The organism is Solwaraspora sp. WMMD937, from assembly GCF_029581175.1.
In the GTDB taxonomy this organism is placed as follows: Bacteria; Actinomycetota; Actinomycetes; order Mycobacteriales; family Micromonosporaceae; genus Micromonospora_E.
Genome location: NZ_CP120738.1, coordinates 2,972,879 through 2,995,630, shown reverse-complemented (window position 1 = coordinate 2,995,630; position 22,752 = coordinate 2,972,879). Strand labels below are relative to the sequence as shown.

21 protein-coding genes, 1 tRNA gene and 1 pseudogene are annotated in these 22,752 nt (G+C 72.7%); 12 read left to right on the top strand and 11 right to left on the bottom strand.

What is annotated here, in order from left to right:
* Positions 1-12: 12 nt before the first annotated feature.
* Entirely contained in the window at positions 13-1,668 is a 1,656-nt protein-coding gene (locus O7621_RS13185; RefSeq protein ID WP_282234219.1) for a copper resistance protein CopC, read from the bottom strand.
* Positions 1,669-1,848: 180 nt separating this feature from the next.
* Here O7621_RS13185 and O7621_RS13180 point away from each other — a divergent pair, with 180 nt between their 5' ends.
* Genes O7621_RS13180 through O7621_RS13170 form a run of 3 tightly spaced genes read left to right on the top strand, consistent with a single transcriptional unit; the run spans position 1,849 to position 4,272 of the window.
* Entirely contained in the window at positions 1,849-2,313 is a 465-nt protein-coding gene (locus O7621_RS13180) for a MauE/DoxX family redox-associated membrane protein (RefSeq protein WP_282234218.1), read from the top strand.
* A 32-nt stretch (positions 2,314-2,345) separates the two neighbouring features.
* Positions 2,346-3,056, top strand: a complete 711-nt coding sequence (locus tag O7621_RS13175) for a thioredoxin domain-containing protein (protein ID WP_282234217.1) — start codon at positions 2,346-2,348, stop codon at positions 3,054-3,056.
* A 1-nt stretch (position 3,057) separates the two neighbouring features.
* Positions 3,058-4,272: a hypothetical protein gene (locus tag O7621_RS13170; RefSeq protein WP_282234216.1), complete on the top strand. Its 1,215-nt coding sequence runs from the start codon at positions 3,058-3,060 to the stop codon at positions 4,270-4,272.
* On the opposite strand, the pseudogene O7621_RS13165 reads toward O7621_RS13170, so the two are convergent.
* From O7621_RS13165 to O7621_RS13150, 4 genes and pseudogenes are all read right to left on the bottom strand, one after another.
* Positions 4,252-5,001 (bottom strand): annotated as a pseudogene (locus O7621_RS13165) (ABC transporter ATP-binding protein); the annotation flags it as partial. The gene O7621_RS13170 and the pseudogene O7621_RS13165 overlap by 21 nt on opposite strands.
* A gap of 50 nt (positions 5,002-5,051) precedes the next feature.
* Positions 5,052-5,822 carry a cobalt ECF transporter T component CbiQ gene (gene cbiQ / locus O7621_RS13160; RefSeq protein ID WP_282234215.1) on the bottom strand — a complete coding sequence of 257 codons (771 nt, stop codon included), beginning with the start codon at positions 5,820-5,822 and terminating at the stop codon, positions 5,052-5,054.
* A gap of 6 nt (positions 5,823-5,828) precedes the next feature.
* On the bottom strand, positions 5,829-6,224 hold the full coding sequence (locus tag O7621_RS13155; RefSeq protein ID WP_282234214.1) for a PDGLE domain-containing protein: 396 nt from the start codon (positions 6,222-6,224) through the stop codon (positions 5,829-5,831).
* Positions 6,221-6,964: an energy-coupling factor ABC transporter permease gene (locus O7621_RS13150; protein ID WP_282234213.1), complete on the bottom strand. Its 744-nt coding sequence runs from the start codon at positions 6,962-6,964 to the stop codon at positions 6,221-6,223. Before O7621_RS13150 ends, O7621_RS13155 begins: the two co-directional genes overlap by 4 nt.
* A gap of 134 nt (positions 6,965-7,098) precedes the next feature.
* Here O7621_RS13150 and bcp point away from each other — a divergent pair, with 134 nt between their 5' ends.
* From bcp to O7621_RS13135, 3 genes are all read left to right on the top strand, one after another.
* Positions 7,099-7,590: a thioredoxin-dependent thiol peroxidase gene (gene bcp / locus O7621_RS13145; RefSeq protein WP_282234212.1), complete on the top strand. Its 492-nt coding sequence runs from the start codon at positions 7,099-7,101 to the stop codon at positions 7,588-7,590.
* Between the two features lie 77 nt (positions 7,591-7,667).
* A tRNA-Leu gene (locus tag O7621_RS13140) sits at positions 7,668-7,741 on the top strand.
* A gap of 46 nt (positions 7,742-7,787) precedes the next feature.
* Positions 7,788-8,393 carry a GNAT family N-acetyltransferase gene (locus O7621_RS13135; RefSeq protein WP_282234211.1) on the top strand — a complete coding sequence of 202 codons (606 nt, stop codon included), beginning with the start codon at positions 7,788-7,790 and terminating at the stop codon, positions 8,391-8,393.
* Here O7621_RS13135 and O7621_RS13130 read toward each other — a convergent pair.
* Positions 8,379-9,410 (bottom strand): expansin EXLX1 family cellulose-binding protein, encoded by a 1,032-nt coding sequence (locus O7621_RS13130; protein ID WP_282234210.1) that lies wholly within the window; start codon positions 9,408-9,410, stop codon positions 8,379-8,381. The genes O7621_RS13135 and O7621_RS13130 overlap by 15 nt on opposite strands.
* A 54-nt stretch (positions 9,411-9,464) precedes the next feature.
* Positions 9,465-10,334 (bottom strand): MOSC N-terminal beta barrel domain-containing protein, encoded by an 870-nt coding sequence (locus O7621_RS13125; RefSeq protein WP_282234209.1) that lies wholly within the window; start codon positions 10,332-10,334, stop codon positions 9,465-9,467.
* Positions 10,335-10,465: 131 nt separating this feature from the next.
* On the opposite strand from O7621_RS13125, the gene O7621_RS13120 reads away from it, so the two are divergent.
* From O7621_RS13120 to hutH, 6 genes are read left to right on the top strand one after another with little or no spacing between them, the layout of a single operon-like run.
* A complete protein-coding gene (locus O7621_RS13120) occupies positions 10,466-11,389 on the top strand; it encodes a MurR/RpiR family transcriptional regulator (protein WP_282234208.1) in 924 nt (307 codons plus the stop codon).
* Between the two features lie 12 nt (positions 11,390-11,401).
* Positions 11,402-13,117, top strand: a complete 1,716-nt coding sequence (locus O7621_RS13115) for a urocanate hydratase (protein WP_282234207.1) — start codon at positions 11,402-11,404, stop codon at positions 13,115-13,117.
* A 14-nt stretch (positions 13,118-13,131) separates the two neighbouring features.
* On the top strand, positions 13,132-14,406 hold the full coding sequence (locus O7621_RS13110) for an allantoate amidohydrolase (RefSeq protein ID WP_282234581.1): 1,275 nt from the start codon (positions 13,132-13,134) through the stop codon (positions 14,404-14,406).
* A gap of 10 nt (positions 14,407-14,416) precedes the next feature.
* On the top strand, positions 14,417-15,736 hold the full coding sequence (locus O7621_RS13105; protein WP_282234206.1) for a formimidoylglutamate deiminase: 1,320 nt from the start codon (positions 14,417-14,419) through the stop codon (positions 15,734-15,736).
* A gap of 23 nt (positions 15,737-15,759) precedes the next feature.
* Complete coding sequence (hutI, locus tag O7621_RS13100; RefSeq protein ID WP_282234580.1) at positions 15,760-16,938, top strand: imidazolonepropionase; 1,179 nt, start codon at positions 15,760-15,762, stop codon at positions 16,936-16,938.
* A complete protein-coding gene (hutH, locus tag O7621_RS13095) occupies positions 16,926-18,467 on the top strand; it encodes a histidine ammonia-lyase (RefSeq protein ID WP_282234205.1) in 1,542 nt (513 codons plus the stop codon). Before hutI ends, hutH begins: the two co-directional genes overlap by 13 nt.
* 102 nt (positions 18,468-18,569) lie before the next feature.
* Here the strand turns inward: hutH and O7621_RS13090 are convergent, their stop codons facing one another.
* The 4 genes from O7621_RS13090 to O7621_RS13075 all read right to left on the bottom strand — a co-directional run bounded on the left by O7621_RS13090 (position 18,570) and on the right by O7621_RS13075 (position 22,416).
* Positions 18,570-19,838 (bottom strand): DUF4143 domain-containing protein, encoded by a 1,269-nt coding sequence (locus O7621_RS13090; RefSeq protein WP_282234204.1) that lies wholly within the window; start codon positions 19,836-19,838, stop codon positions 18,570-18,572.
* Positions 19,839-20,313: 475 nt separating this feature from the next.
* The gene (locus O7621_RS13085) at positions 20,314-21,237 is read right to left on the bottom strand and encodes a glycosyltransferase family A protein (RefSeq protein ID WP_282234203.1); all 924 of its coding nucleotides are present in this window, start codon (positions 21,235-21,237) and stop codon (positions 20,314-20,316) included.
* A complete protein-coding gene (locus O7621_RS13080; RefSeq protein ID WP_282234579.1) occupies positions 21,234-21,809 on the bottom strand; it encodes a glycosyltransferase in 576 nt (191 codons plus the stop codon). The genes O7621_RS13085 and O7621_RS13080 overlap by 4 nt, the downstream gene beginning before the upstream one ends.
* A 124-nt stretch (positions 21,810-21,933) precedes the next feature.
* Entirely contained in the window at positions 21,934-22,416 is a 483-nt protein-coding gene (locus O7621_RS13075; RefSeq protein ID WP_278167457.1) for a UDP-N-acetylglucosamine--LPS N-acetylglucosamine transferase, read from the bottom strand.
* Between the last annotated feature and the right edge of the window lie 336 nt (positions 22,417-22,752).

The window sequence follows — 22,752 nt, the reverse complement described above, 5'->3', positions numbered from 1 at the left end:
AAGTAGCCCTTTCTAGTTGATTTCCACCGTCGTGGAGACGGTCGCCTGATCGATGTCGGAGATCCGGACCGTGATCCGCAGCTCCCAGTCTCCCGCCGCCGGCAGGCTGATCTCTCCGGTGGCGTGGTTGTCGGTCAGCGGCAGCAGCGGGATCTCGATCGGCTCGACCCCGCTGGCCGGCAACGCCGCCGTGGCCTGCCACTCGATCACCGGCTGCGGACGGTTGTCCTCGGTGTAGGCGTACAGGTGTACCGAGTTGTTGCCCCGCCGGGCCGGGTCCACCTCTACCTGCAGCGAGTAGATGTCGCTGTTCAGCGTGGTGGAGAAGTAGCCGCTGTCGGCCCGCAGGTCCTCGCCGATGGCGGTCCGGGCCGGGGTGGTCTGCACCAGCACCGCGGTGACCGCCAGCACCACGGCGGTGACGGCCAGTTCGGCGACGATCGCCTGCCGCATCCGGCCGGGACGGCCGGCGGCGCTGCGATTGCGCACCAGCTGCCGCGAGTACGCCGCCACCGCGAGGACCAGCCCGAACAGGCCGATCTTGGCCAGCAGCAACCGGCCGTACGTGGTGCCGAACAGCGCCTCGAGCGTGCCCACCTCGATCAGCGCCTGCACCGTACCGGCCAGCAGCAGGGCGCAGACCGCCAACGCCGCCCAGCGCGACCAGATCGGCAGGATCGCGGCGAGTTCCCGCTCCTCGGCCTGCCGGAGCAGAAACACCGCGAGCATCGCCAGACCGCCGAGCCAGACCGCCATCGAGCTGAGGTGAACGGCGTCGATGACGACGGAGACGGCCGGCACCGGCGAAGCGCTCGGGTGACCGGCCAGTGGCCAGGTGAACACCCCGATGACGGCCAGGACGCCGAGCAGGATCTGGTCACTGTGGCCTTCCGAGCCGGCCAGGAACGGCCGCAGCAGCACCGCCGTGGCGGCCAGCACCCCGAGCCGGACCAGCAGCGCGGCGCCGATCCCGCTGCCGAGGACGTCGCGTAGCGCCGCGCCGTCGGCGTCGCCGATCCCGCCGCCGGTGACGTACGGGGCCTGCAGCCAGATGGTGGCCAGGGTGGACGCCGCGACCAGTCCCAGCCCGGCCCAGGTCAGGCGGCCCGGACCGCCACGGGCCAGCCGGCGTGGCCAGAGCATGCTCAACACCAGCACCGGGCCGACGATCAGCAGCAGTCCGGCGTACCCGACGAACTTGGCCGCCTGGAGCAGCCCGCTGACCAGCGGATCGGTGTCGGCGCCGCCGTCGTCGGTGGGCACCGCCGACGGCGCGCCGACCGAGTAGGTGAAGCCGCCGCTGACCGGGTGTCCGTCGGCGGAGATCACCCGGTAGCTGACCAGGTAGGTGCCGCGCGACGTCCGCTGCTCGACACCGACGGTGACCACCGCGCCGTCGAAGACCGGCTCGCCCTGGTCGACCCGCTGCCCGTCCGGGGCGATCACCCGGACCCGGTCGGGGACCTGCCGCACCGATTCGGAGAAGGTCAGCACCACTTCGGCCGGGGCGTTCGGCAGTACCGAGTCGGTCACCGGGCTGGTGCTGACCAGGACGGCGTGCGCGCTGGCCGGCGCTGCGGCGGGTAGCAGGACCACGGGCAGTGCCGCCAGCAGCAGGCCGGCGACGACCACGAGGCGCGACGTCCATCTATTCGTTGCGGCAGTCATGGGCAATATGCTCGCCGGTCCACCTGGGTCCGCGCGACCCGGCCTCCCCTCATTGGTGGTTGGTCGGTTGGTCGGTGGCCGAAGTTCCGCGATGACCGATGTGACGTATGACATCGGATTTTCCGGTTTGGCGTCACGTCGCCGTGGAACTCGGCACCGGGTGCGCAGCGACTAACAGACATGAGGGTACGACCCTGGATAGGTGCCGCCGCCCGCCTCGGGCTGGCCGCCGTGTGGTTGTTCGCCGGCGGGTCGAAGGTCACCGACCTGGCCGGGTCCGGCCGGGCGGTCAACGCCTACCAGGTCTTCCCGTACGACCTGGCGATGGTGATCGGTGCCGCGCTGCCCTTCATCGAACTGGCGCTCGGCGTGCTGCTGCTGATCGGGCTGGCCACCCGGCTCTGCGCGGCCGTCTCGGCCGGCCTGCTGGTGGTCTTCATCGCCGGTATCACCTCCGCGTGGATGCGTGGGCTGCGGATCGACTGCGGCTGCTTCGGCGTCGGCGGTGAGCTGGCCGCCGGGCAGACCCCCGCGTACGGCCCGGAGATCGCCCGCGACCTGGCGTTCCTCGCGCTCGCCGGGTTCCTGGTGTGGTGGCCGCGCACAGCGCTGTCGACGGATTCTTGGGTAAACAACAGCAGATAGTCGGATTTCAGGTAGATCGGCGGGTGACGGCGATGAGCCGGCGAGTGGAGCAGAAGAAGGCAGCCCGGGTGGTCCGCGACCAGCTGGCCCGGGAGCGGCGGCGCCAGCGTGCCCTCTGGACGTCGGTGGCGGCCGTGGTGGCGCTCGTCCTCGCCGGCACGATCGGCTGGGCCGTCTACCAGACCCAGCGCGGCGGCGAGTACACCGCGCCGCCCGGCGCGGTCGCCGCCGACTCCGGCATCCCGATCGGCGACGGCCCGGTCACCGTCGACCTCTACGCCGACTTCCTCTGCCCCGCCTGTCGGCAGTTCGAACAGCAGGTCGGCCCGACCCTGGACCAGCTCGTCGAGGATGGCAGGATCACCCTGGTGTACCACCCCGTCGCGATCCTCGACCGGCTCAGCGACGACGCGTACTCGACGCGGGCGTCGGCGGCGTCCGGCTGCGCGGCGGCCGGCGGCAAGTTCCAGGAGTACGCCGCCGCGCTCTATGGGCAACAGCCGGCCGAGGGCGGCCCCGGGCTCAGCGAGGAGCAGCTGATCGCCATCGGCGGTGAGGTCGGGCTGGACACCGACAGTTTCGGCAAGTGCGTCCGGGACGACACCTACGCTGGGTGGCCGTCCCACGTCACCGAGCAGGCCGGCCGGGCCGGGGTCAGCGGCACCCCGACCGTGATGGTCGACGGCGCGACCGTCGCTTCGAGCGCCCAGGCCATCACCGCCGCCGTCGACGCGGCCGGCTGACGTGCTGTTCGCCCGACGGCCGGCGCAGGTGCGGTTCACCCGACGGCCGGCGCAGGTGCGGGCCACCCGACTGGCCGGCCGGCTTGCGGCGTTCGTCGGCGTGGCGGCGGCGCTGCTCGCCGGTGCCGCGACGCCGGCCGGCGCGCACGGCGCAGACGCCCCTGCGGCGACCGACTACCGAGTGGCGGTGACCGGCACGGTGCCGGTCGTCGACGGGCTCACCGTCCGGGTCGTCGAGGCCGGTGCCCGACTCGAGCTGACCAACCGCAGCGGCCGGCCGGTCGAGGTGCTCGGCTACGCCGGGGAGCCGTACCTGGAGATCCGACCGGACGGGGTCTACCAGAACCGGCGCTCCCCCACCGCGTACCAGAACGAGACCCTGGCCGGCGACACCCCGGTGCCGGCCGACGCCGACCCGGCCGCGCCGCCGGACTGGCGACGGATCGCCGACCGGCCGGTGGTCCGCTGGCACGACCAACGGACCTACTGGCTGGACGCCGCGCCGCCGGACGCGGTGCGGGCCGCGCCCGACCAGGTGCACCGGGTACGCGACTGGGTGGTGCCACTGCGCGACGGCGTCACCCCGGTGGAGCTGCGCGGCACGCTGGACTGGATCCCGCCGCCCGACCCGCTGCACTGGTGGGGCGGCACGCTGCTCGGCACCGTACTGCTGGCGGTCGCTCTGGTGGCTACCGCCCGGCGCGGCCGGTGGACCGCACAGCTGGTCTCCGCCGGCGGGCTCGCCGTCGGCGGCGCGGCCGCCGTCGGCTATGCGATGGCCCGCGCCGTCGAATCCGGCACCGGTGGCCCGGCCGGCCTGCTCAGCGTGCTGCTCGACGGGCCGGTCTGGGCGTTGCTGACCGGGCTGGCCGCGCTGGCTGCCGCCGGGTACGCGGCACGCCGCCGGCCCGGTGCCGAGCTGGCTCTCGCCCTGACCGGCGCCTGCCTGGCGATCTTCGCCGGGGCGGCCAACGCCGCCGTGTTCACCCGGGCGATCGCCCCGGTGCCCGGACCGGCCTGGTGGCCGCGGATCGTGGTCGCCGCCGCCCTGGTCAGCGGGGTCGCCGTGACGCTCGGCGCGGTGCTACGCCTGCGCGCGGAGCCCGTCACCGGGCCGGGCGGCGTCGGTCGGGACGCCGGCGACGGACCGGGCAGCACCGGCCCGGACGGAGGCGAGCTGGCGCGCGGCGAGCAGCGGGTCGAAGCCCAACGGTAGCTCCAGCCGGTGCCGGGCCAGCAGTTGCGCGTCGGCGAGCAATTCGGTGGTCGGACCGTCCGCCACCACCCGGCCGCTGTCCAGGATCACCGACCGGTCGCACAGCTCCAAGGCGTACGGCAGGTCGTGGGTGACCATCAGGATCGTCACCGGCAGCCGGTGCAGGATCTCGGCCAGTTCACGGCGGGCCGCCGGGTCGAGGTTCGACGACGGCTCGTCCAGCACCAGGATCTCCGGACGCATCGACAGCACCGTCGCCACTGCCACCCGCCGCCGCTGACCGAACGACAGGTGCTGCGGGGACCGGTCCCGGTGCTGCGCCATCCCGACGGCGTCGAGCGCCTCATCGACCCGCGCCGCAAGCTCGGCGCCACGCAGCCCCAGGTTCGCCGGGCCGAACGCCACGTCCTCGGCGACCGTCGGCAGGAACAGCTGGTCGTCCGGATCCTGGAAGACGATACCGACCCGGCGGCGCACCTCGGCGAGCGTCGCCCGCCGCTGGTCCACCGCCAGCCCGCCGACCTCGACCTGGCCGGACCCGGCCCGCAGTACGCCGTTGAGGTGCAGCACCAGGGTGGTCTTGCCGGCACCGTTGGGCCCCAGCAACGCCACCCGGGCCCCGGCCGGCACGGTCAGATCCACCCCGTGCAGCGCCGGTTGCCCGTCCGGATAGCTGAACCGCAGGTCACGCACCCGCAGCGACGGCGACACCGGATCGACAGACGGCATCGGACCGCCGTCGCCGGCCGGCTGCGTCGAGCCCGCGTCAACCGGATCGCTCACCGCGACAACACCGCCACGGCGGCGATGGTAGCCGCCGTCACCGGCACCGACGCGGCCAGCATCCACTGGCCGGCCGTGGCACCGCCGGTGGCCTGCCAGGCCACCGGCATCCGACCGGTGTACCCGCGGGAGATCATCGCCAGGTACACCCGCTCGCCGCGCTCGAACGCCCGCAGGAACAACGCACCGACGCCGGCTGCGAAACCGCGTACTTGCCAGAGGAAACGCGGGTCGTCACCCCGGGAGATCCGGGCGATCCGCATCCGCCGGGCCTCGTCGACCAGCACGTCGACGTAGCGCAGCATGAACGTGGCGATCTGGGTGACGACCGACGGGCAGCGCAGCCGGTCCAGCCCGACCAGCAGGTCACGGCTGGTGGTGGTGGCGGCCAGCAGTAGCGACGCGAGCACCCCGAGGGTGGCCTTGGCCAGGATGTTCCAGCCGCCGTAGAGGCCTTCGACGGACAGGCTCAGACCGGCGACCGGGATCCGTTCACCGCCGGCCAGCAAGGGCAACGCGAACGCGAAGGCCACGAACGGGACTTCGATCAGCGACCGCCGGGCCAGCCAGCCGGCCGGCACCCGGGCGACGACGGCGACCGCCACGACCAGCAGCAGATAGCCGCCGAAGGCCCACAGCCGCTCGCGCGGGGTCGCCACCACCACCAGGGTGAACGCCAGCATCGCGGCGATCTTCGTCTCCGGCGGGAGCCGGTGCACCGGGCTGTCCCGCTCCAGGTACAGCAGCTGTGCGTGCCCGGCTCCCACCGCTGGTCAGCTCTTCGGTCCGCCGGCCGGCGCCTCGATGGCCGCCGCCTCGGCGGCCGGTGTCCCGGCGGCCGGCCGGCGGCTGCGGGTCAGCCAGAACAGCCCACCGGCGACCGCGAAGGTGAGTAGCACCCCGACCGCACCGGCGACCGCCGTACCGACGAAACCGTTGTCCACGGCGGTCAGGCCGTAGTCGGCGAACGGGCTGTCGGCCAGCTCGTGGTCCTGCGCGCCGGAGCTCATGCAGGCCCCGCCGACGATCTCCTCGCCGTCGAATTCGCAGCCCTGGGTCGACGCCGAGTCCAGCCCGTCGGGCGAGCCGGAGGCAAAGTTGCTGACCACGCCGGCCAGCAGCAGCGAGACGAACAGACCGGCCAGTACGAAACCGGTGTTGCGCTTCATGCGGCACCTCCGGTGGACGCGGGCTGGGCGGCGGTGGGAGCGGCCGGCGGGCTCGCCACGGCCGGGCGGCGCAGTCCGCGCAGGGCGTACACCAGGTCCGGGCGGGTCCGGGCGACGGTCAGCACGGTGACCGCGGCGATCAGCCCCTCACCTACGCCGATCAGGACGTGGGTGCCGGTCATCAGGGCCAGCACCTGACCGAGGCCGAACTCCTGCAGCTGCGTGGTGCCGCCGATGGCGTACTGCAGCACGAAGCTCAACGCGGCGGCGACCACACTGACCACCGACGCGACGAACGCGGTGACCGCCAGCCCGGTCGGGGTACGCGGCAACAGCCGCAGCAGGACGAAGATCAGCCCGTACGCGGCGGCGGTGCCGACCAGCGCCATGTTGGTGACGTTCGGGCCGATCGCGGTGACTCCGCCATCGGCGAACAGCAGTGCCTGCACGATCAGCACGATCGACACGCAGAGCGCGCCGACCCACGGGCCGACCAGCAGCGCGGCCAGCGCGCCGCCGAGCAGGTGGCCGCTGACCCCGGGCAGCACCGGGAAATTGAGCATCTGGACGGCGAAGATGAACGCGGCGACCAGGCCGGCCATCGGGGCGAGCCGGTCGTCGAGGTCCCGGTGGCCGCGGACCATGCAGTATCCGAAGGCCACTGCGGCAAGCACGGCGTAGCTGATCGCTACGGGGCCGTTGAGCACCCCGTTCTGGATGTGGAGTGCGAGGGGGTCCACCTGGTTCCTCCCGGCTGGGCAGTCCGTTGGTCGCGTAGCCAGCCTATTTCGCTATCGCTGCTCTTGCATAGGGCATGCAACTGATCACGGTTGGCGGTCCGACCCCGCCAACGGCCTCGGAGTAGGCTCCGGCCATGACCTCAGCTGCCACCGGCGGGCCGGTCCGCCTCGCACCGGGCGATCCCGCCCCGGAGTTCACCCTGCCGACCGACAGTGGCGACCAGTTGTCCCTCAAGGAGCTACGCGGGCGCAACGTGGTGCTGTACGCGTACCCCTCGGCGATGACCCCGGGCTGCACCAAGCAGGCGTGTGATTTCCGCGACTCGCTCGCCGGACTGCAGGCCGCCGGCTACGAGGTGGTCGGCATCTCTCCCGACAAACCGGAGAAACTCGCGAAGTTCCGCGAGCGCGACGGGCTCACCTTTCCGCTGGTGTCCGATCCGGACAAGACCGTGCTCACCGCGTACGGCGCCTACGGCGAGAAGCAGCTGTACGGCAGGACGGTCACCGGGGTGATCCGGTCGACCTTCGTGATCGACGCCGAGGGGCGGATCGCGAGGGCGCTGTACAACGTCAAGGCCACCGGGCACGTCGCCAAGCTCCGCCGCGACCTCGGCCTCGACTGACGCGGCAGCCGCCGGCTCCGGCTCCGGCCGACCGGGATTCGGCTAACCTGTCCTCGGCACGTAACCTAGGAGCGCTCGGGGCCGTAGCCCAATTGGCAGAGGCATGCGACTTAGGATCGCACCAGTGTGGGTTCAAGTCCCGCCGGCCCTACCCAGCGCCTGGCACCCAGGCCACCCGGAGTCGACACAACGCAATGATGCACCCACTCCACGTACGGCTGGGCTTCGTCCTTGATCCGCCGCTCGACGACGAGCTGCGCGAGCGGATCATCGCGGTCTGGGCGGACGCGACCAACGCCGGTGGCGCGGTCGGCTTCGTCGCCCCGGTGACCGTCGCCGACGTACGCCCGACCGCCGAGGCGGCGTTCGCCGGGGTCTCTGCCGGCATCGACCGGCTGCTCGTCGGCCACGACGATGCCGGGCTGGCCGCGTTCGTCTTCGTCACCAGCAACCGGTTCGACCTCAAGGAGCACTGGCGGGTACTCAAGCGGGTGGTGGTCGCACCGGACCGGCAGGGGCGCGGCTACGGGCTGGCTCTGATGGCCGAGGCGGAGCGGGTCGGCCGGTCGATGGGTCTGTCCGCGCTGCAGGTCACCATCCGCGACGGGCACGGGTTGCCGGCGTTCTACCAGCGGTGCGGCTACCGGGAGGTCGGCCGGCTGCCGGGCGCGCTGCGGGTGGTTGACGGCGACGACCGGGACGAGATCATCATGTGGCGGGAGCTGAGCGGCGCGCCGACGAACTGGCCAGCCACAGACTGGGTCGGGCAGCCGCAGACCGCCGGTCGGTCAGCCGCAGACTGACGGCGGGTCGGCAGGGGCTGTGGCCGGCACCGTTGACGGGCCGGCGGCCGCGCCGAGACCCGCTGCACCGGCGGTTGGCGACGGACCCGGCGAGGCCGACCCGGTGGGCGTCGGACCTGGCGACGGTGGTTCGGCGGTCGACGTAGGCGGCGCCGCCGTCGACCGGTCACCGGACCGGTCGGCACCGGAGCCGCCAGCGGCCGAGGACGACCCGGACGACCGGGAGCCGGAGCTGGAACCCGATTCGCTGCCGTACAGCCGCACGTCGGTCTGCTGGGTCCGCCCCGGGGCCAACCGGACCCCCGGCACGGTTGCCCGGTTGCCGTACACGTCGGTGACCCGCAGGGAGTACGGGCCGGGGCCGAGCCCGTCGTCGGCGAGCCAGTAGTTGTAGTCGTGCCGGACAAGTCCGCGCCACTCCGATCCGGTTCGAACCTCGACGGTCGCGAGCGGGTTGCCGTGGTCGGTGACCCGCACCGCGAACCACCACTGCGACGCGCCCTGTTTGACCCGCACCGCGAGCGGCCCGGTCGGCGGGTCGACCACCGCCCGGTAGCTGACGTCGACGATGCCCCGCACCGGATCGGCGATCCGGGCGAACGCCTCCCGGGACAGGTCGAGGTGGCCGGCAGCGCACTCCGGGCACTGGTCCATGACGACGACGCGGACGGTGCCGCGGGGACCGGTGACGTCGAGGTGCCCGCCGCACGCGGCGGCATCGGCGTACTCGTCCGGGCCGAGCGCGACGTACATCCGGTCGGCCGGCGCACTGTCGAACGAACAGTTGCCACCCTGCCCCTGCGCGTCGTAGAAGGTGGCCTTGCCCTGCTGAATGCCGCCGCCGACGGGTGGTGCCGCGCAGGCCGGGCTGGCACCGACCTGGGCAGCCAGCAGCAGGCCGAGCAGGCCGGCCCCGGCCGCGGCCGCACCGCCGGCCAGCCAGCGGGTCCGGCCGGCCCAGATCGACCGGCCGGCCCGAGGCCGGCGGGCACGGGAGGCGGGTCCGTCGTCGGTCACGTCCGGTGATGCTGCCGTACTGCGACGTACCCGGGCAACGGTCCTAAGTGAGACCTAAGAGTCGGGACCGGCCGCAACCACCACGTTGTCGCCGACGGTGACTCGTCCGGTGCCGTCCGGAATGATGTTCATCCCGAACAGGACACCCTTCGGCCCACGGTGATGTCGGGCGAGGATCCGCAGCGGCTGTTGGCCGCGTTCGCCGGTGTCCTGGTCGGTCGTGGTGACGACACAGCGGGTGCAGGACTTGGCCACCCGGAAGGTGACGTCGCCGATCCGGATCCGACGCCCCAGCCACCCGTCCTCGGCCCAGGCCGGCGCTCCACTGATCACCACGTTGGGGCGGAACCTGTGCATCGGCAACGGCGCGGCCGGGTCGCCCGACTCGACGAGCCAGTCGTTGACCGCGTCGAGGGAGGCCGCGTTGGTCAGCAGCACCGGGTAGCCGTCGGCGAAGCTGACCGTGTCACCGGGACGGCTGTGGTCGGGGTTGACCGCCCGTACCGTCGGGTCGGCCAGCCAGGCCAGTCGGGCCGGTCGGCCGATGACCGCACTGATCCAGGCGTGTGCGGCGGCCTCGGCGAGCCGGGCCGGCACCGGGGCCTTGGCCCGGAAGACGCGGACCTGCACCGGCGGGCCGGCGACCGGTGCGCGAACATCCAGTGTGGGCGCGACCGGTGGGGGGACGACCGGGGTCGGCCGGCCGGCGGTGTGCAGGGTGAGTCCACCGGCGACGGGCTGGGGGCGGATGTGGACCAGGGCCGGAGCCTCCCGCTGGGTGATGCCGACTCCGTCCGGGTCGATGATCATCCAGCGTCGGTCCCCGGCCAGGCCCCAGGGCTCGACCTGGGCATCGTCGTGGTCGAGACGGCGACACCCCTTGACCGGGTACGTGTGGAGGGCGGCGACTCGTACGCCGGTCACGACGGCGGCCGGGTGAGGACCGGGTTGCGATGCGACGGTAGGCGTTCCACGCGCTGGTTCTACCACAGCGGCCGCCGGTGCCGTCGCGGCCACCGTTGCCGGCTGAATGAAATATTGCATACAGTGTCATGGTGAATGACAGCGAGGTCGTCCCGGCCGCTTCGGCCGAACGGGTGCTCGACCTGTTCACCGGTGTCCGCCTCACCCCCACCCAACGACGGATCGCACACAGCCTGGTGCAGCACGCCGGCTCCGCCGCGTTCCTGTCCGCCGCCGAGGTCGCCGAGCTGGCCCGGGTCAGCCAGCCGTCGGTCACCCGGTTCGCGATGGCGCTCGGCTACGACGGCTACCCGGCGCTGCGCCGCCGGCTACGGGAGTTCGCCGTCAATCCGGCTGGCACCGGCCAGTCCGGCGGCCCGGCCGGCCTGCCCGCACCGCGCGGCGAGTCTCGGCGCGGCGGGCGGCGGGCCTACGCCGCCGACAACGAGATGCAGCGCGCGGTACGCGCCGAGGCCCGGCATCTGAGCACGCTCGCCGACCAGCTGGGTGATCGGGACCGGCTCACCGCCGCCGGCACCCTGCTGGCCGGCAGCACCCCGCTACCGGTACTGGGGCTGCGGGCCGCCGCGCCACTGGCCACCTACTTCGGGTTCTTCGCCGCCAAGGTCCGCCCCGACGTACGGGTGCTCGACAGCGGCGGCAGCCTGCTTCCGGAGCGCCTGGAGCAGACCCGGGAGGCCGGCGCGACCGCGTTGCTGGCCATCGTGCTGCCCCGCTACCCCCGGGAGGCCGTCGACGCGCTGGTCGAGGCGCGCGCCGTCGGCCTGGCCGTGGTGCTGATCACCGACTCCCTGCTGAGCCCGGCCGCCGAACACGCCGACCTGGTGCTGCCCGCCCCGGTCGGCGACCAGCTGGTGTTCGACCTGCACGCCGCGCCGATGGCGTTGGCGATGGTGCTGTTGCAGGCGATCTGCGACGCGGCACCGGGTGAGGCACAGCGGCGGCTGGAGCAGTTCGAGCGCTCCGCCGCCCAGCGCAACGTCTTCATCGGCTGAAGGGACCGCGACATGGCTGAGCTGATCCGCGCGGCGCGCGGTGCCACCCGTACCGCCAAGGGGTGGCCGCAGGAGGCCGCGCTGCGGATGCTGATGAACAACCTCGACCCGGACGTCGCCGAACGACCTGACGACCTGGTGGTGTACGGCGGCACCGGCCGGGCGGCCCGGGACTGGCCGTCCTACCACGCGCTGGTGGCGACGCTGACCGAGCTGGCCGACGACGAGACGATGCTGGTCCAGTCGGGCCGGCCGGTCGGCGTGCTGCGCACCCACGAGTGGGCGCCCCGGGTGCTGCTGGCCAACTCGAACCTGGTCGGCGACTGGGCGACCTGGCCGGAGTTCCGCCGGCTGGAACAGCTCGGCCTGGCCATGTACGGGCAGATGACCGCCGGCTCGTGGATCTACATCGGCACCCAGGGCATCCTGCAGGGCACCTACGAGACGTTCGCGGCGGTCGCCGCCAAACTGGCGGCCGGCGGCGCTCCCGCCGAGGTCACCGACCCGACCGCGCCGCCGGCCTGGATCGACCGGGTCGGCACCGCATCGCTGGCCGGCACGCTGACCCTGACCGCCGGCTGCGGCGGGATGGGCGGTGCGCAGCCGCTCGCGGTCACCATGAACGGTGGGGTGTGCCTGATCGTCGACGTCGACCCGCAGCGACTCGCCCGCCGGGTCGCCACCGGCTACCTGGACACCGTCGCCGCCTCGCTGGCCGAGGCGGTCGCGGCGACGCAGGCGGCCCGGCGGGACCGGCGGGCGCTGTCGGTCGGCGTGGTCGGCAACGCGGCGACCGTCTTGCCGCAGCTGCTCGCCGACGGCGTCGAGATCGACATCGTCACCGACCAGACCAGCGCGCACGACCCGCTGAGCTACCTGCCGGAAGGGGTCGATCTGGCCGACGCGGCGGCGTACGCCGGCCGGGCACCGCAGGAGTACACGCAGCGGGCCCGGGAGTCGATGGCCCGGCACGTCGCCGCGATGGTCGGCTTCGCCGACGCCGGCGCGGAGGTGTTCGACTACGGCAACTCGATCCGCGACGAGGCCCGGCTCGGTGGCTACGACCGGGCGTTCGACTTCCCCGGTTTCGTGCCGGCGTACATCCGGCCGTTGTTCTGCGCCGGCAAGGGCCCGTTCCGGTGGGCGGCGCTGTCCGGCGACCCGGCCGACATCGCCGCCACCGACCGGGCGATCCTCGACCTGTTCGGCGACAACGAGGCGCTGGCCCGCTGGATCCGGCTGGCCGGCGAACGGGTCGCGTTCCAGGGGCTGCCGGCCCGGATCTGCTGGCTCGGGTACGGCGAACGGGAACTCGCCGGGGTGCGGTTCAACGAGATGGTCGCCGCCGGGGAGCTGGCCGCTCCGGTGGTGATCGGTCGGGACCATCTGGACTGCGGGTCGGTGGCGTCGCCGTACCGGGAGACCGAGGCGATGGCCGACGGCTCCGACGCGATCGCCGACTGGCCGCTGCTCAACGCCCTGGTCAACACGGCCAGCGGCGCGTCCTGGGTGAGCATCCACCACGGCGGCGGGGTCGGCATCGGCCGGTCGATCCACGCCGGTCAGGTCTGCGTCGCCGACGGGTCGGCGCTGGCCGGGCAGAAGATCGAGCGGGTGCTGCGCAACGACCCGGCGACCGGGGTGCTGCGCCACGTCGACGCCGGATACCAGCTGGCCGGTCAGGTCGCCGCCGCGCATGACCTGCCGGTGCCGATGGGCCACGGATGACCGGCCCGGCTCCGATGACCACCGCTGACCCGCTGGCCGAGCGGTTCCGGGCGATGTGGGCGGAGCTGGCCGGCGTCGGGCGTGATCCGGCCACCGGCGGCTACCTGCGCTACGCCTGGTCAACGGCGGAGTTGACCTGCCGGGAGTGGTTCACCGCCGAGGCGGTCCGGCGCGGGCTTGCGGTGCGGGCCGACGGCAACGGCAACCTGTGGGCCGACTGGGTACCATCCGGCGTGGATCCGGCCGCCCCGGCGGTGGTCACCGGTAGTCACTTCGACTCGGTGCCGCACGGCGGCGGCTACGACGGACCGCTCGGCATCGTGTCGGCGCTGCTCGCCGTCGACGAGCTGCGGGAGCGGGGGTTCGTGCCGGCGCGGCCGGTGACCGTCGCCGTGTTCGTCGAGGAGGAGGGGGCCCGGTTCGGCCTGGCCTGCCTCGGGTCGCGGCTGCTCACCGGCGGCGTGTCGGCGGCGCACGCGCTGGCGCTGACCGACTCCGACGGGGTGACGGTGGCCGAGGCGATGCGGGCGGGCGGCGCCGACCCGGCGGCGGCCGGGCCCGACCCGGACCGATTGGCCAGGATCGGGGTCTTCGTCGAGTTGCACGTCGAGCAGGGCCGGGCGTTGGTCGACCTCGGTGCCCCGGTCGGGGTGGCCAGCATGATCTGGCCGCACGGGCGGTGGCGGCTGGAGTTCACCGGGGCCGGCGACCACGCCGGGACCACCCGGATGGTCGACCGCCGGAACCCGATGCTGACCTGCGCGCACACCGTACTCGCCACCGAGGCACAGGCCCGCCGGCTGGGCGCGCATGCCACCATCGGCCGGATCTCGGTGCGGCCCAACGCCACCAACGCGATCCCGGCCCAGGTGCACGCCTGGCTGGACGCGCGGGCCGCCGACGACACCGCGCTGGCCACGCTGGTCGAGGCGATCGGGGCCGACGCGGCGGCCCGGGCGCGGGCGGACGGTACGTCGGTGGCGGTGGTCCGCGAGTCGGACAGCCCGCCGGTCGCCTTCGACCCGGACCTGACCGACCGGATCGCCACGGCGGTGGGTGCGCGGCCGACCGGCGCGGTGCCGGTGCTGCCGACCGCCGCCGTGCCGGTGCTGCCGACCGCCGCCGGGCACGACGCCGGCGTCCTGGCCGGACACGTGCCGACGGCGATGATCTTCGTACGGAACCCGACCGGGGTGTCGCACGCCCCGAACGAGCACGCCACCGACGACGACTGCGCCGCCGGGGTGCGGGCCCTCGCCGCCGCGCTGGCCGACCTGGCCGGCGAATGAGGCGGCGCGGATGAGGTGGTACGCCGAACACGCCTGGCTGGGCGGGCCGGCCCCGGCAGCCGGGGTACTGATCGAGGCCGAGGCGGGCCGGTTCACCGCGGTCACCGCCGGAGTGGCGGCACCGCCGGGCGTACCGAGGCTCGCCGGGGTGACCCTGCCCGGCCTGGCCGACACCCACTCGCACGCCTTCCACCGGGCGCTGCGCGGGCGGACCCACGACGGCCGGGGCAGCTTCTGGACCTGGCGGGACCGGATGTACGCGGTCGCCGGGCGCCTCGACCCGGACAGCTACCTGGCGCTGGCCCGCGCGGTGTACGCCGAGGCGGCGCTCGCCGGGGTGACCTGCGTCGGCGAGTTCCACTACCTGCACCACGATCCACAGGGCCGGCGGTACGCCGAGCCGAACGTGATGTCCGACGCGCTCGCGCACGCCGCCGCCGACGCCGGGCTGCGACTCACCCTGCTGGACACCTGCTACCTGACCGCCGGGGTGGACGGGGCACCGCTGACCGGGGTGCAGCGCCGGTTCGGCGACACCGATGCGGGAGCCTGGGCGCAGCGGGCGCAGGCGTGGTCACCGGCCGGTGACCACGTCCGGGTGGGCGCGGCGGTCCACTCGGTACGGGCGGTACCGGCCGCCGAGCTGCCGGTCGTCGCCGGGGCCGCGGCGCAGCGGGGCGTTCCGCTGCACGTACACCTGTCGGAGCAGCCGGCCGAGAACGCGGCCTGTCTGGCCCGGTACGGCCGGACCCCGACTGCGCTGCTGGCCGACGCCGGGGTGCTCGGCCCGAGGACGACCGCCGTGCACGCCACCCACCTGACCGATACCGACGTGGCGTTGCTCGGCGGGTCGGACACCGGGGTCTGTCTCTGCCCGACCACCGAGCGGGATCTGGCTGACGGCATCGGCCCGGCGGGTCCACTGTCGGCCGCCGGGGTCGCGCTCAGCGTGGGCAGTGACAGCCACGCCGTGATCGACCTGTTCGAGGAGGCGCGGGCGGTGGAGACACACGAGCGGCTGCGCACCGGCCGGCGGGGAAACTTCTCCCCCGGAGAGCTGATCTCGATGGCCGCCGGAGCCGGGCACGCCGCGCTGGGCTGGGCCGATGCCGGGCAGATCGCGGTCGGTGCCCGCGCCGACCTGGTCACCGTGGCGCTGGACGGCGTACGTACCGCCGGGGTCGACCCGGCCGGCCTGGTCTTCGCGGCGACCGCCGCCGACGTCACCGACGTGGTGGTGGACGGCCGGCCGGTCGTCACCGACGGCCGGCATCTGCACCTCGACGTACCGACCGAACTGGCCGCCGCGATCCGGGTGGTGACCCGGTGACGGCGGTGAGCGGCACGCTGCCGGTGAGCGGCACGCTGCTGGTGACCGGCATCGGGGAGCTGGTCACCAACGATCCGACCCACGACGGCGGCCCGCTGGGGTTGCTGACCGACGCGGCGGTGCTGGTCGACGGCGACCGGATCGCCTGGGTGGGGCGCGGGGCGCACGCGCCGGCCGCCGACGGGCGGATCGACGCGGGCGGCCGGACCGGGCTGCCGGGCTTCGTGGACAGCCACGCGCATCTGGTCTTCGCCGGTGACCGGGCGGGCGAGTTCGCCGCCCGGATGGCCGGGGTCCGCTACGACGGCGGCGGCATCCGGACCACGGTGGCGGCGACCCGCGCCGCCGGCGACGACGAGCTGCGCGGCACCGTCGGGCGACTACGCCGTGAGGCGCTGCGGCAGGGCAGCACCACGATCGAGATCAAGAGCGGGTACGGGCTCAGCGTCACCGATGAGGCCCGGTCGTTGCGGGTGGCGGCGGAGTTCACCGACGAGACGACGTTCCTCGGCGCCCACCTGGTGCCGGCCGAGTACGCGGACCGCCCCGACGACTACGTCGACCTGGTCACCGGTGACATGCTGGCCGCCGCGGCCCCGTACGCCCGCTGGGTGGATGTGTTCTGTGAACGCGGCGCGTTCGACGCCGACCAGGCCCGCGCGGTGCTGGCCGCCGGGGCCGCAGCCGGCCTGGGGTTACGGGTGCACGCCAACCAGTTGGGTCCCGGCTCTGGCGTTGCGGTGGCGGTGGAGCTGGGGGCGGCCAGCGCCGACCACTGCAGCCATCTGTCCGATGCGGACGTCGCCGCGCTGGCCGGATCGGCGACGGTGGCGACGCTGCTGCCGGGCGCGGAGTTCTCCACCCGGGCGGCGTACCCGGATGCCCGCCGGCTGCTCGACGCGGGAGCGACGGTGGCGTTGGCCACCGACTGCAACCCGGGTTCGTCGTACACCACGTCGATGCCGTTCTGCGTGGCGCTGGCGGTCCGGGAGATGGGGATGACCCCGGCGGAGGCGGTCTGGGCGGCGACCGCCGGCGGTGCCCAGGCGCTGCGCCGCGCCGACGTCGGCGTGCTGCGCCCGGGTGCCCGCGCCGACCTGCTGCTGCTCGACGCACCGTCGCATCTGCACCTGGCCTACCGGCCGGGTGTGCCGCTGATCCATCAGGTCCTGCACGACGGAGTTCCGACATGTCCACTGTGACGATTGAACCGGACGGGATGACCGCCGCACAGGTGCGGGCGGTGGCCCGGGACGGGGCACGGGTCGAGTTGAGCCCCGGTGCGGTCGCGGCGATGACCCGCAGCCGCGACATCGTCGAGTCGATCGAACGCGACGGCCGCCCGGTGTACGGCGTCTCCACCGGGTTCGGCGCGCTGGCCAGCAGTTTCGTCGCGCCGGACCGGCGTTCGGAGCTGCAGCACGCGCTGATCCGTTCGCACGCGGCCGGGATCGGCGCGCCGATGCCCGACGAGGTGGTCCGGGCCATGCTGGTGCTGCGGGTGCGGTCGCTGGCGCTGGGCCGTTCCGGGGTACGTCCGCTGCTCGCGCAGGCGCTGCTGGACCTGCTCAACCATCGGATCACCCCGTGGGTTCCGGAGCACGGGTCGCTCGGCGCTTCCGGTGACCTGGCACCGTTGGCGCACTGCGCGCTGGTGCTGATGGGTGAGGGCTGGGTGCGGGACCCGGACACCGGGGACCGGGTCGACGGCGCGGTGGCGTTGCGTCGGGCCGGGCTGGCCCCGGTGGAGCTGGCCGCCAAGGAAGGGCTGGCCCTGATCAACGGCACCGACGGGATGCTCGGCATGCTGCTGCTGGCGGTCGAGGACGCCGGGCACCTGTTCACCATGGCCGACGTCACCGCCGCGCTGGCGATCGAGGCGATGCTCGGCTCGGACCGGCCGTTCCAGGCCGACCTGCACACCATCCGGCCGCATCCCGGTCAGGGCGTGTCGGCCGGCAACATCCACCGGCTGCTGCAGGACTCGGCGGTGATGGACTCGCACCGCGACGATCTGCTGCACGCGGTGCAGGACGCGTACTCGATGCGCTGCGCGCCGCAGGTGGCCGGGGCGGCCCGGGACACGCTGGCGTTCGCCGGCACGGTCGCCGGCCGGGAGCTGCGGTCGGTGGTGGACAATCCGGTGGTGCTGCCGGACGGGCGGGTCGAGTCGACCGGCAACTTCCATGGCGCGCCGCTCGGCTTCGCCGCCGACTTCCTGGCCATCGCGGCCGCCGAGGTCGGGTCGATCAGCGAACGCCGGGTGGACCGGCTGCTGGACGTGAACCGGTCCCGGGGCCTGCCGGCGTTCCTGTCCCCGGACGCCGGGGTCAACTCCGGGCTGATGATCGCCCAGTACACCGCCGCCGGCGTCGTCGCGGAGAACCGCCGGCTGGCCGCACCGGCCTCGGTGGACTCGGTGCCGACCTCCGGCATGCAGGAGGACCACGTGTCGATGGGCTGGGCGGCGACCCGCAAGCTTCGTACCGTGCTGGACAACCTGACCAGCCTGCTCGCGGTGGAGCTGCTGGCGGCGGTACGCGGCCTGCAGCTGCGCGCCCCGTTACGGCCGTCGCCGGCCGGCCAGGCGGCGGTGAAGCTGGTCGGCGCATTGGCCGGTCAGCCGGGGCCGGACATCTTCCTGGCCCCGGTGCTGGAAGCCGTCCGAGACGTGGTCGCCGGCCGGGAGCTGCGCACCGCGATCGAATCCGAGATCGGCCCCCTGCACTGACCAGACGGTGACGTTCGCCTGTCTGCTGGACACAAGGTGGGTGAGCTGCTCGCGCATGACGTCGCTGCCGCCGACCCGCGCCGGATGGTGCCTCGTTCAGGGTCACGGGCCGAGTAGGGCCAGCGGTACGACCGCGATGTCGTCGCGGCGCCGAAAGGCGTGTTCGCCCGCGTACACGACAACCCCATCGATCAGCTCCTTGCCGATGCGGTCGCGGAGCCATCGCAGGTGCTTTGTGTCGGCGTCCTCGACGCGATCGGCCAGCTTGACTTCGACACCCAGCACTCGGCCGTCCGCGTGTTGGACGATCAGGTCCACCTCGTGATCGCCGTTGCGGGTGCGCAGATGACCAACTCGGGCCTCCGCGGCCTCTGCGTAGGTGTGAATGCTCAGCGCGGCGAGGTGCTCGAAGAGCGCGCCGAGGATCGTGCCTTCTGGCCGGTCCGTGCTGCCCTGCTCGGCGCGCAACAGCGCGGCGCCGTCGAGCCCGAGCAGCCGGGCAGCCAACGCTGGGTCGGCAAGGTGGTGTTTGGCCGCTTGGCCGAGCCGGTCCAGGTGGTTGTGGCTGGGAATCCACGGCGGTATCGCATCGAGTAGCCACAGTGATGTCAGGGCGTCGCGGTAGGCGAGGGTGGTCTCCTTGGCCGGTTTGTTCGCCAGCCCGGCGGTTGCCGCGTCGAGAATCTTCGAGTACGCCGTCGTGGTTGATGTCGCGGCCGCGTACGCGGCCAGCCACGCACGCAGCACGGCCGGCCGGCGAACCGGATAGCCCTGCTCGGGGAACTCCCGCTGGACGACGTTGTCCAGGTACGCGTCCAACTCCCTTCGACGCACCCGAGGCGGCAATCCACGGATGGCAGGAAAGCCCGACGCCACGATCTCCTCGACATAGTCCGTCAACCGGAGCTTGGTGGCACCGCCGACGACGCGGTCGCCCGCCAGCAGCGCCGCCAGGCTCACGGTCGGCGTTTCGATGGCCCGCTCGGCCAGACTCAGCGGCCGCATCCGCATCGGCACCATCCGCCCGGCACCGGAGTGGACGACTGCGCCCCGCGGTGCCGAGCTTCCAGCGACAATGAAGTGACCGGGCGGGGAGCCGGCATCGACGGCACGCCGCACGTAGTCCCACACCTCGGGCAGGCGCTGCCACTCGTCCACCAGCACCGGCCCCGGCAGCCGGGTCAGGATCGACGGGTCAGCCGTGACGATCTCGCGCTGGGCGGCCAGACTGAGATCGATGACCGACGCGGCTCGTTGCATCGCCGTCGCTGTCTTCCCAACCCCCTTCGGCCCGTGGATCGACAAGGCACGAAGATGCGGCTGAAGCTCATCCAGCGTGCCGTCCAGGACGCGGCGCCGATACTCGACCACAGAGGCACTCTACTAAACGCAGGACCCATAGTCTGCCAATCGCAGAGGTTCTAGTCTGCCAATCGCAGGCAAATCCGCCAGCGACGCCTCGCCGTCCACCCCAGCCGGCACATGCTCCGCCACCGGCACCGACCGCTGGGCTACCTCCGGCTCCACCGCCGTCCCCACCGGCGCAGCCACCTCCTGCGGAGCCACCAACGCAGACGCCACCACCACCGTCACCCCAGCGACCCGGCACGGCACACCCGACAACCACACCCGACCAGCCCGACGATCCGACATAGCCACCCCGAAGATCAACACAGGTAGCCAGCACCCTACGGCGACCACAGCGTCACCAAAAGACGCCAGAGCGTAATATGGGAAGAATCTGAGTACGAACTGAATCAAGCACCAACGGCAGCGGCGAACCCCACCAATCAACCTCCAAAGGCGACCTAGTGGACACCGGCGAGCAGGGCGGCACGTACCGGTGTCAGATTCCCCGGCCGCGCTTGTGCAGGGTACGGAGCACCAGGTCCGGCCGTACCGCCCGGCTGGCGACGGCGAGGGCGAGGTAGGCGCGCGGCTCGCGCGGGTTGCGGGCCAGGGTGTGCCGGGCCCAGCGGATCGCCCCGCGACGGTGCCCGGCGGCGGCCTCGGCGAAGGCGATCTGCCCGGCGACCCGGGCTTCGCCGGCCGGCTCGGTGGCGAACTCCGGGTAGCGGTCCAGCAGCCACTGCAGGGCGGTGGCGATGGTGTCCCAGCGCTGCGCGAAGTAGGACCGCTTGTGCCAGCGGACCAGCACGTACGGCGTGCGCAGGTTGCGCAACGGGGCGCTGCGGGCGGCCCGGAGCAGGAACTCGTAGTCCTCCGCGTAGCTGCCCGGAATCTCCTCGTCGACCAGCCCGAAACCATCCACCAGCGCCGCGCGGCGGATCAGGAAGGTCGACGGGTGCAGCTCGGTCATCCGGTCCCGCAGCAGCGCGGCGAGCGACACGCTGTCGAGGTCGAGCACCCGGTCGTTGACGGTGCCGTCGTAGCTGACCTGGATGCCGCAGCTGACGAACTCGGCGTCCGGGTGGGCGAGCAGCTCGTCGACCTGAGCGGCGAGCTTTCCGGGGAGCCACCGGTCGTCGTCGTCACAGAACGCGACCAGCTCGCCGGTCGCGGCCAGGATGCCGCTGTTGCGGGCACCGGCCAGGCCGGCGGTCCGGCCGTTGCTGATCACCCGGACCGGCCGGTGCGGGTCGTCACTGGCCAACGTGGTGTCCGGGGTGGACTGATCGTAGACCACGACCACGTCGACAGGTGCCGGATAGTCCTGCTCGCGGATCGCGGCGATCGCCTCGCGCAGCAGCTCGGGCCGGTCCCGGGTGGGGACCACGACGCTGATCGTCGGGGCCCGGCCGGCGGTCAACGCGACCGCCGGCTGAGCACGCGGCGCGGGTTCGCCGACGAGATCAGCCCTTCGATGATCTCGCCGACCCGGGCGACGGCCGCGAGTCGTGCCGAGTCGGTGCCGGCGTCGGCGGTGACGCCGAAGCTCGCCGGGGCGCGCAGCCCGGCCTCCAGCGCCTCGAACAGCGCCGTACGCGACTGGCAGAGCCGGATCAGCCCGGCGTCGGCCAGCCGGCGGGCGAACAGCATCTGATGGTCGTCGACGTGCTCGTCCAGAGTGGGATCCCGGGGTACGACGATCGGCAGATGCCGGTGCCGACGGGCTTCGAGGATGGTCGCCGGGCCGCCGTGGCACACCACCAGGGTGGCCCGCTGCATGGCCTGTTGCAGCGCGTCGTGGTCGAGAAAGTCGATTGCCCCGGCCAGCTCCGGTGCCCGGCTGTGCCCGTACTGCACGATCAGCTCGGCCCGGTCGGCGGCAGCGGCGTGCCAGTCCTCCAGCCAGCCGATCAGCCGGTCGAACCGGTGCCGGTCGGTTCCGACAGCGACCAGGATGGTGCCGGTACGCGGCCCACCGCGCTGCCGGGGGATTCGTGCGGCGACGCTGGTCGGCCCGGTGTTCGACAACGCGGATTCCACCACGATCAACTCCTTGACCTGGCCACTTCTACTCTTGTTACGTTGACATGTCATCGTCGTTCATAAATGCGCACAGTTATAGCAGGTTGCCGACGACGGTCGCCTCCGGGTACTGGCGCCGCTGCTCCTCCCACTGCACGAGCATCGCCGACAGGAAAGGGCGACACAGCCGCGCGGTGAGCGTCGCCGTGTCGATGCGGTCATAGACCTCGATGTAGATCGCGGGCACCCCGCGCAACCAGGCAAGAAACACGAAGGGAAAGGCCACTCCGGCACCGGTGGTGATCACGGCGGCGACCCGCCGCCGCCGGAAGATCCGCGCGGCGAGCCGGGCATTGCGGACCAGGTTCCGCAGGTTCCGGGTCGTCGGATGGTGCGCCCACATGACATCCTCGCCACGCAACAGCGACGTGGCGTCCGGCGTGTCGAAGGTCACCCAGCACCGGGTTCGGTTGACGTACCACGGCTCGAGCGCAAGCAACTGCGCGAGGTGACCACCGCTCGAGCCGACGAGCAGGAGCGTGGGTGCACTGTCAACGTCAGGCACGTTGTTGGCCACAGACGCCCCCAGAGTTCACTAGCCGGCCAACCGCTGTTTGGATTAACAATATATGCGACCACGGCCGGAAAGAAAATTGGCGGAGGTCGCTTGACACCTTCCCGTCGATCCACTTGACCTGCGACAACATCCCCGATCACCACAGTTCGCAACTACACACCGAAACCGTCCAACAACTGAGCATTCCAACAAACAGTTACTATCCGTGCCCAAGAATGTGAGAGATTTTCTATCCGTTCGATAGGATTAGTAGGTAAGCAGACCCCAGCGCCACCGCCGACAAGCTGGCAATCACATGATCAACAATCCTGACGTCGGGCATACGACAAGGGTGTC

Bases quoted from the DNA above. Each gene is read 5' to 3' on its own strand.
- O7621_RS13185 (WP_282234219.1), bottom strand. From the start codon at position 1,668: ATGACTGCCGCAACGAATAGATGGACGTCGCGCCTCGTGGTCGTCGCC.
- O7621_RS13180 (WP_282234218.1), top strand. From the start codon at position 1,849: ATGAGGGTACGACCCTGGATAGGTGCCGCCGCCCGCCTCGGGCTGGCC.
- O7621_RS13175 (WP_282234217.1), top strand. From the start codon at position 2,346: ATGAGCCGGCGAGTGGAGCAGAAGAAGGCAGCCCGGGTGGTCCGCGAC.
- O7621_RS13155 (WP_282234214.1), bottom strand. From the start codon at position 6,224: ATGAAGCGCAACACCGGTTTCGTACTGGCCGGTCTGTTCGTCTCGCTG.
- bcp (WP_282234212.1), top strand. From the start codon at position 7,099: ATGACCTCAGCTGCCACCGGCGGGCCGGTCCGCCTCGCACCGGGCGAT.
- O7621_RS13135 (WP_282234211.1), top strand. From the start codon at position 7,788: ATGCACCCACTCCACGTACGGCTGGGCTTCGTCCTTGATCCGCCGCTC.
- O7621_RS13115 (WP_282234207.1), top strand. From the start codon at position 11,402: ATGGCTGAGCTGATCCGCGCGGCGCGCGGTGCCACCCGTACCGCCAAG.
- O7621_RS13110 (WP_282234581.1), top strand. From the start codon at position 13,132: ATGACCACCGCTGACCCGCTGGCCGAGCGGTTCCGGGCGATGTGGGCG.
- O7621_RS13105 (WP_282234206.1), top strand. From the start codon at position 14,417: ATGAGGTGGTACGCCGAACACGCCTGGCTGGGCGGGCCGGCCCCGGCA.
- hutH (WP_282234205.1), top strand. From the start codon at position 16,926: ATGTCCACTGTGACGATTGAACCGGACGGGATGACCGCCGCACAGGTG.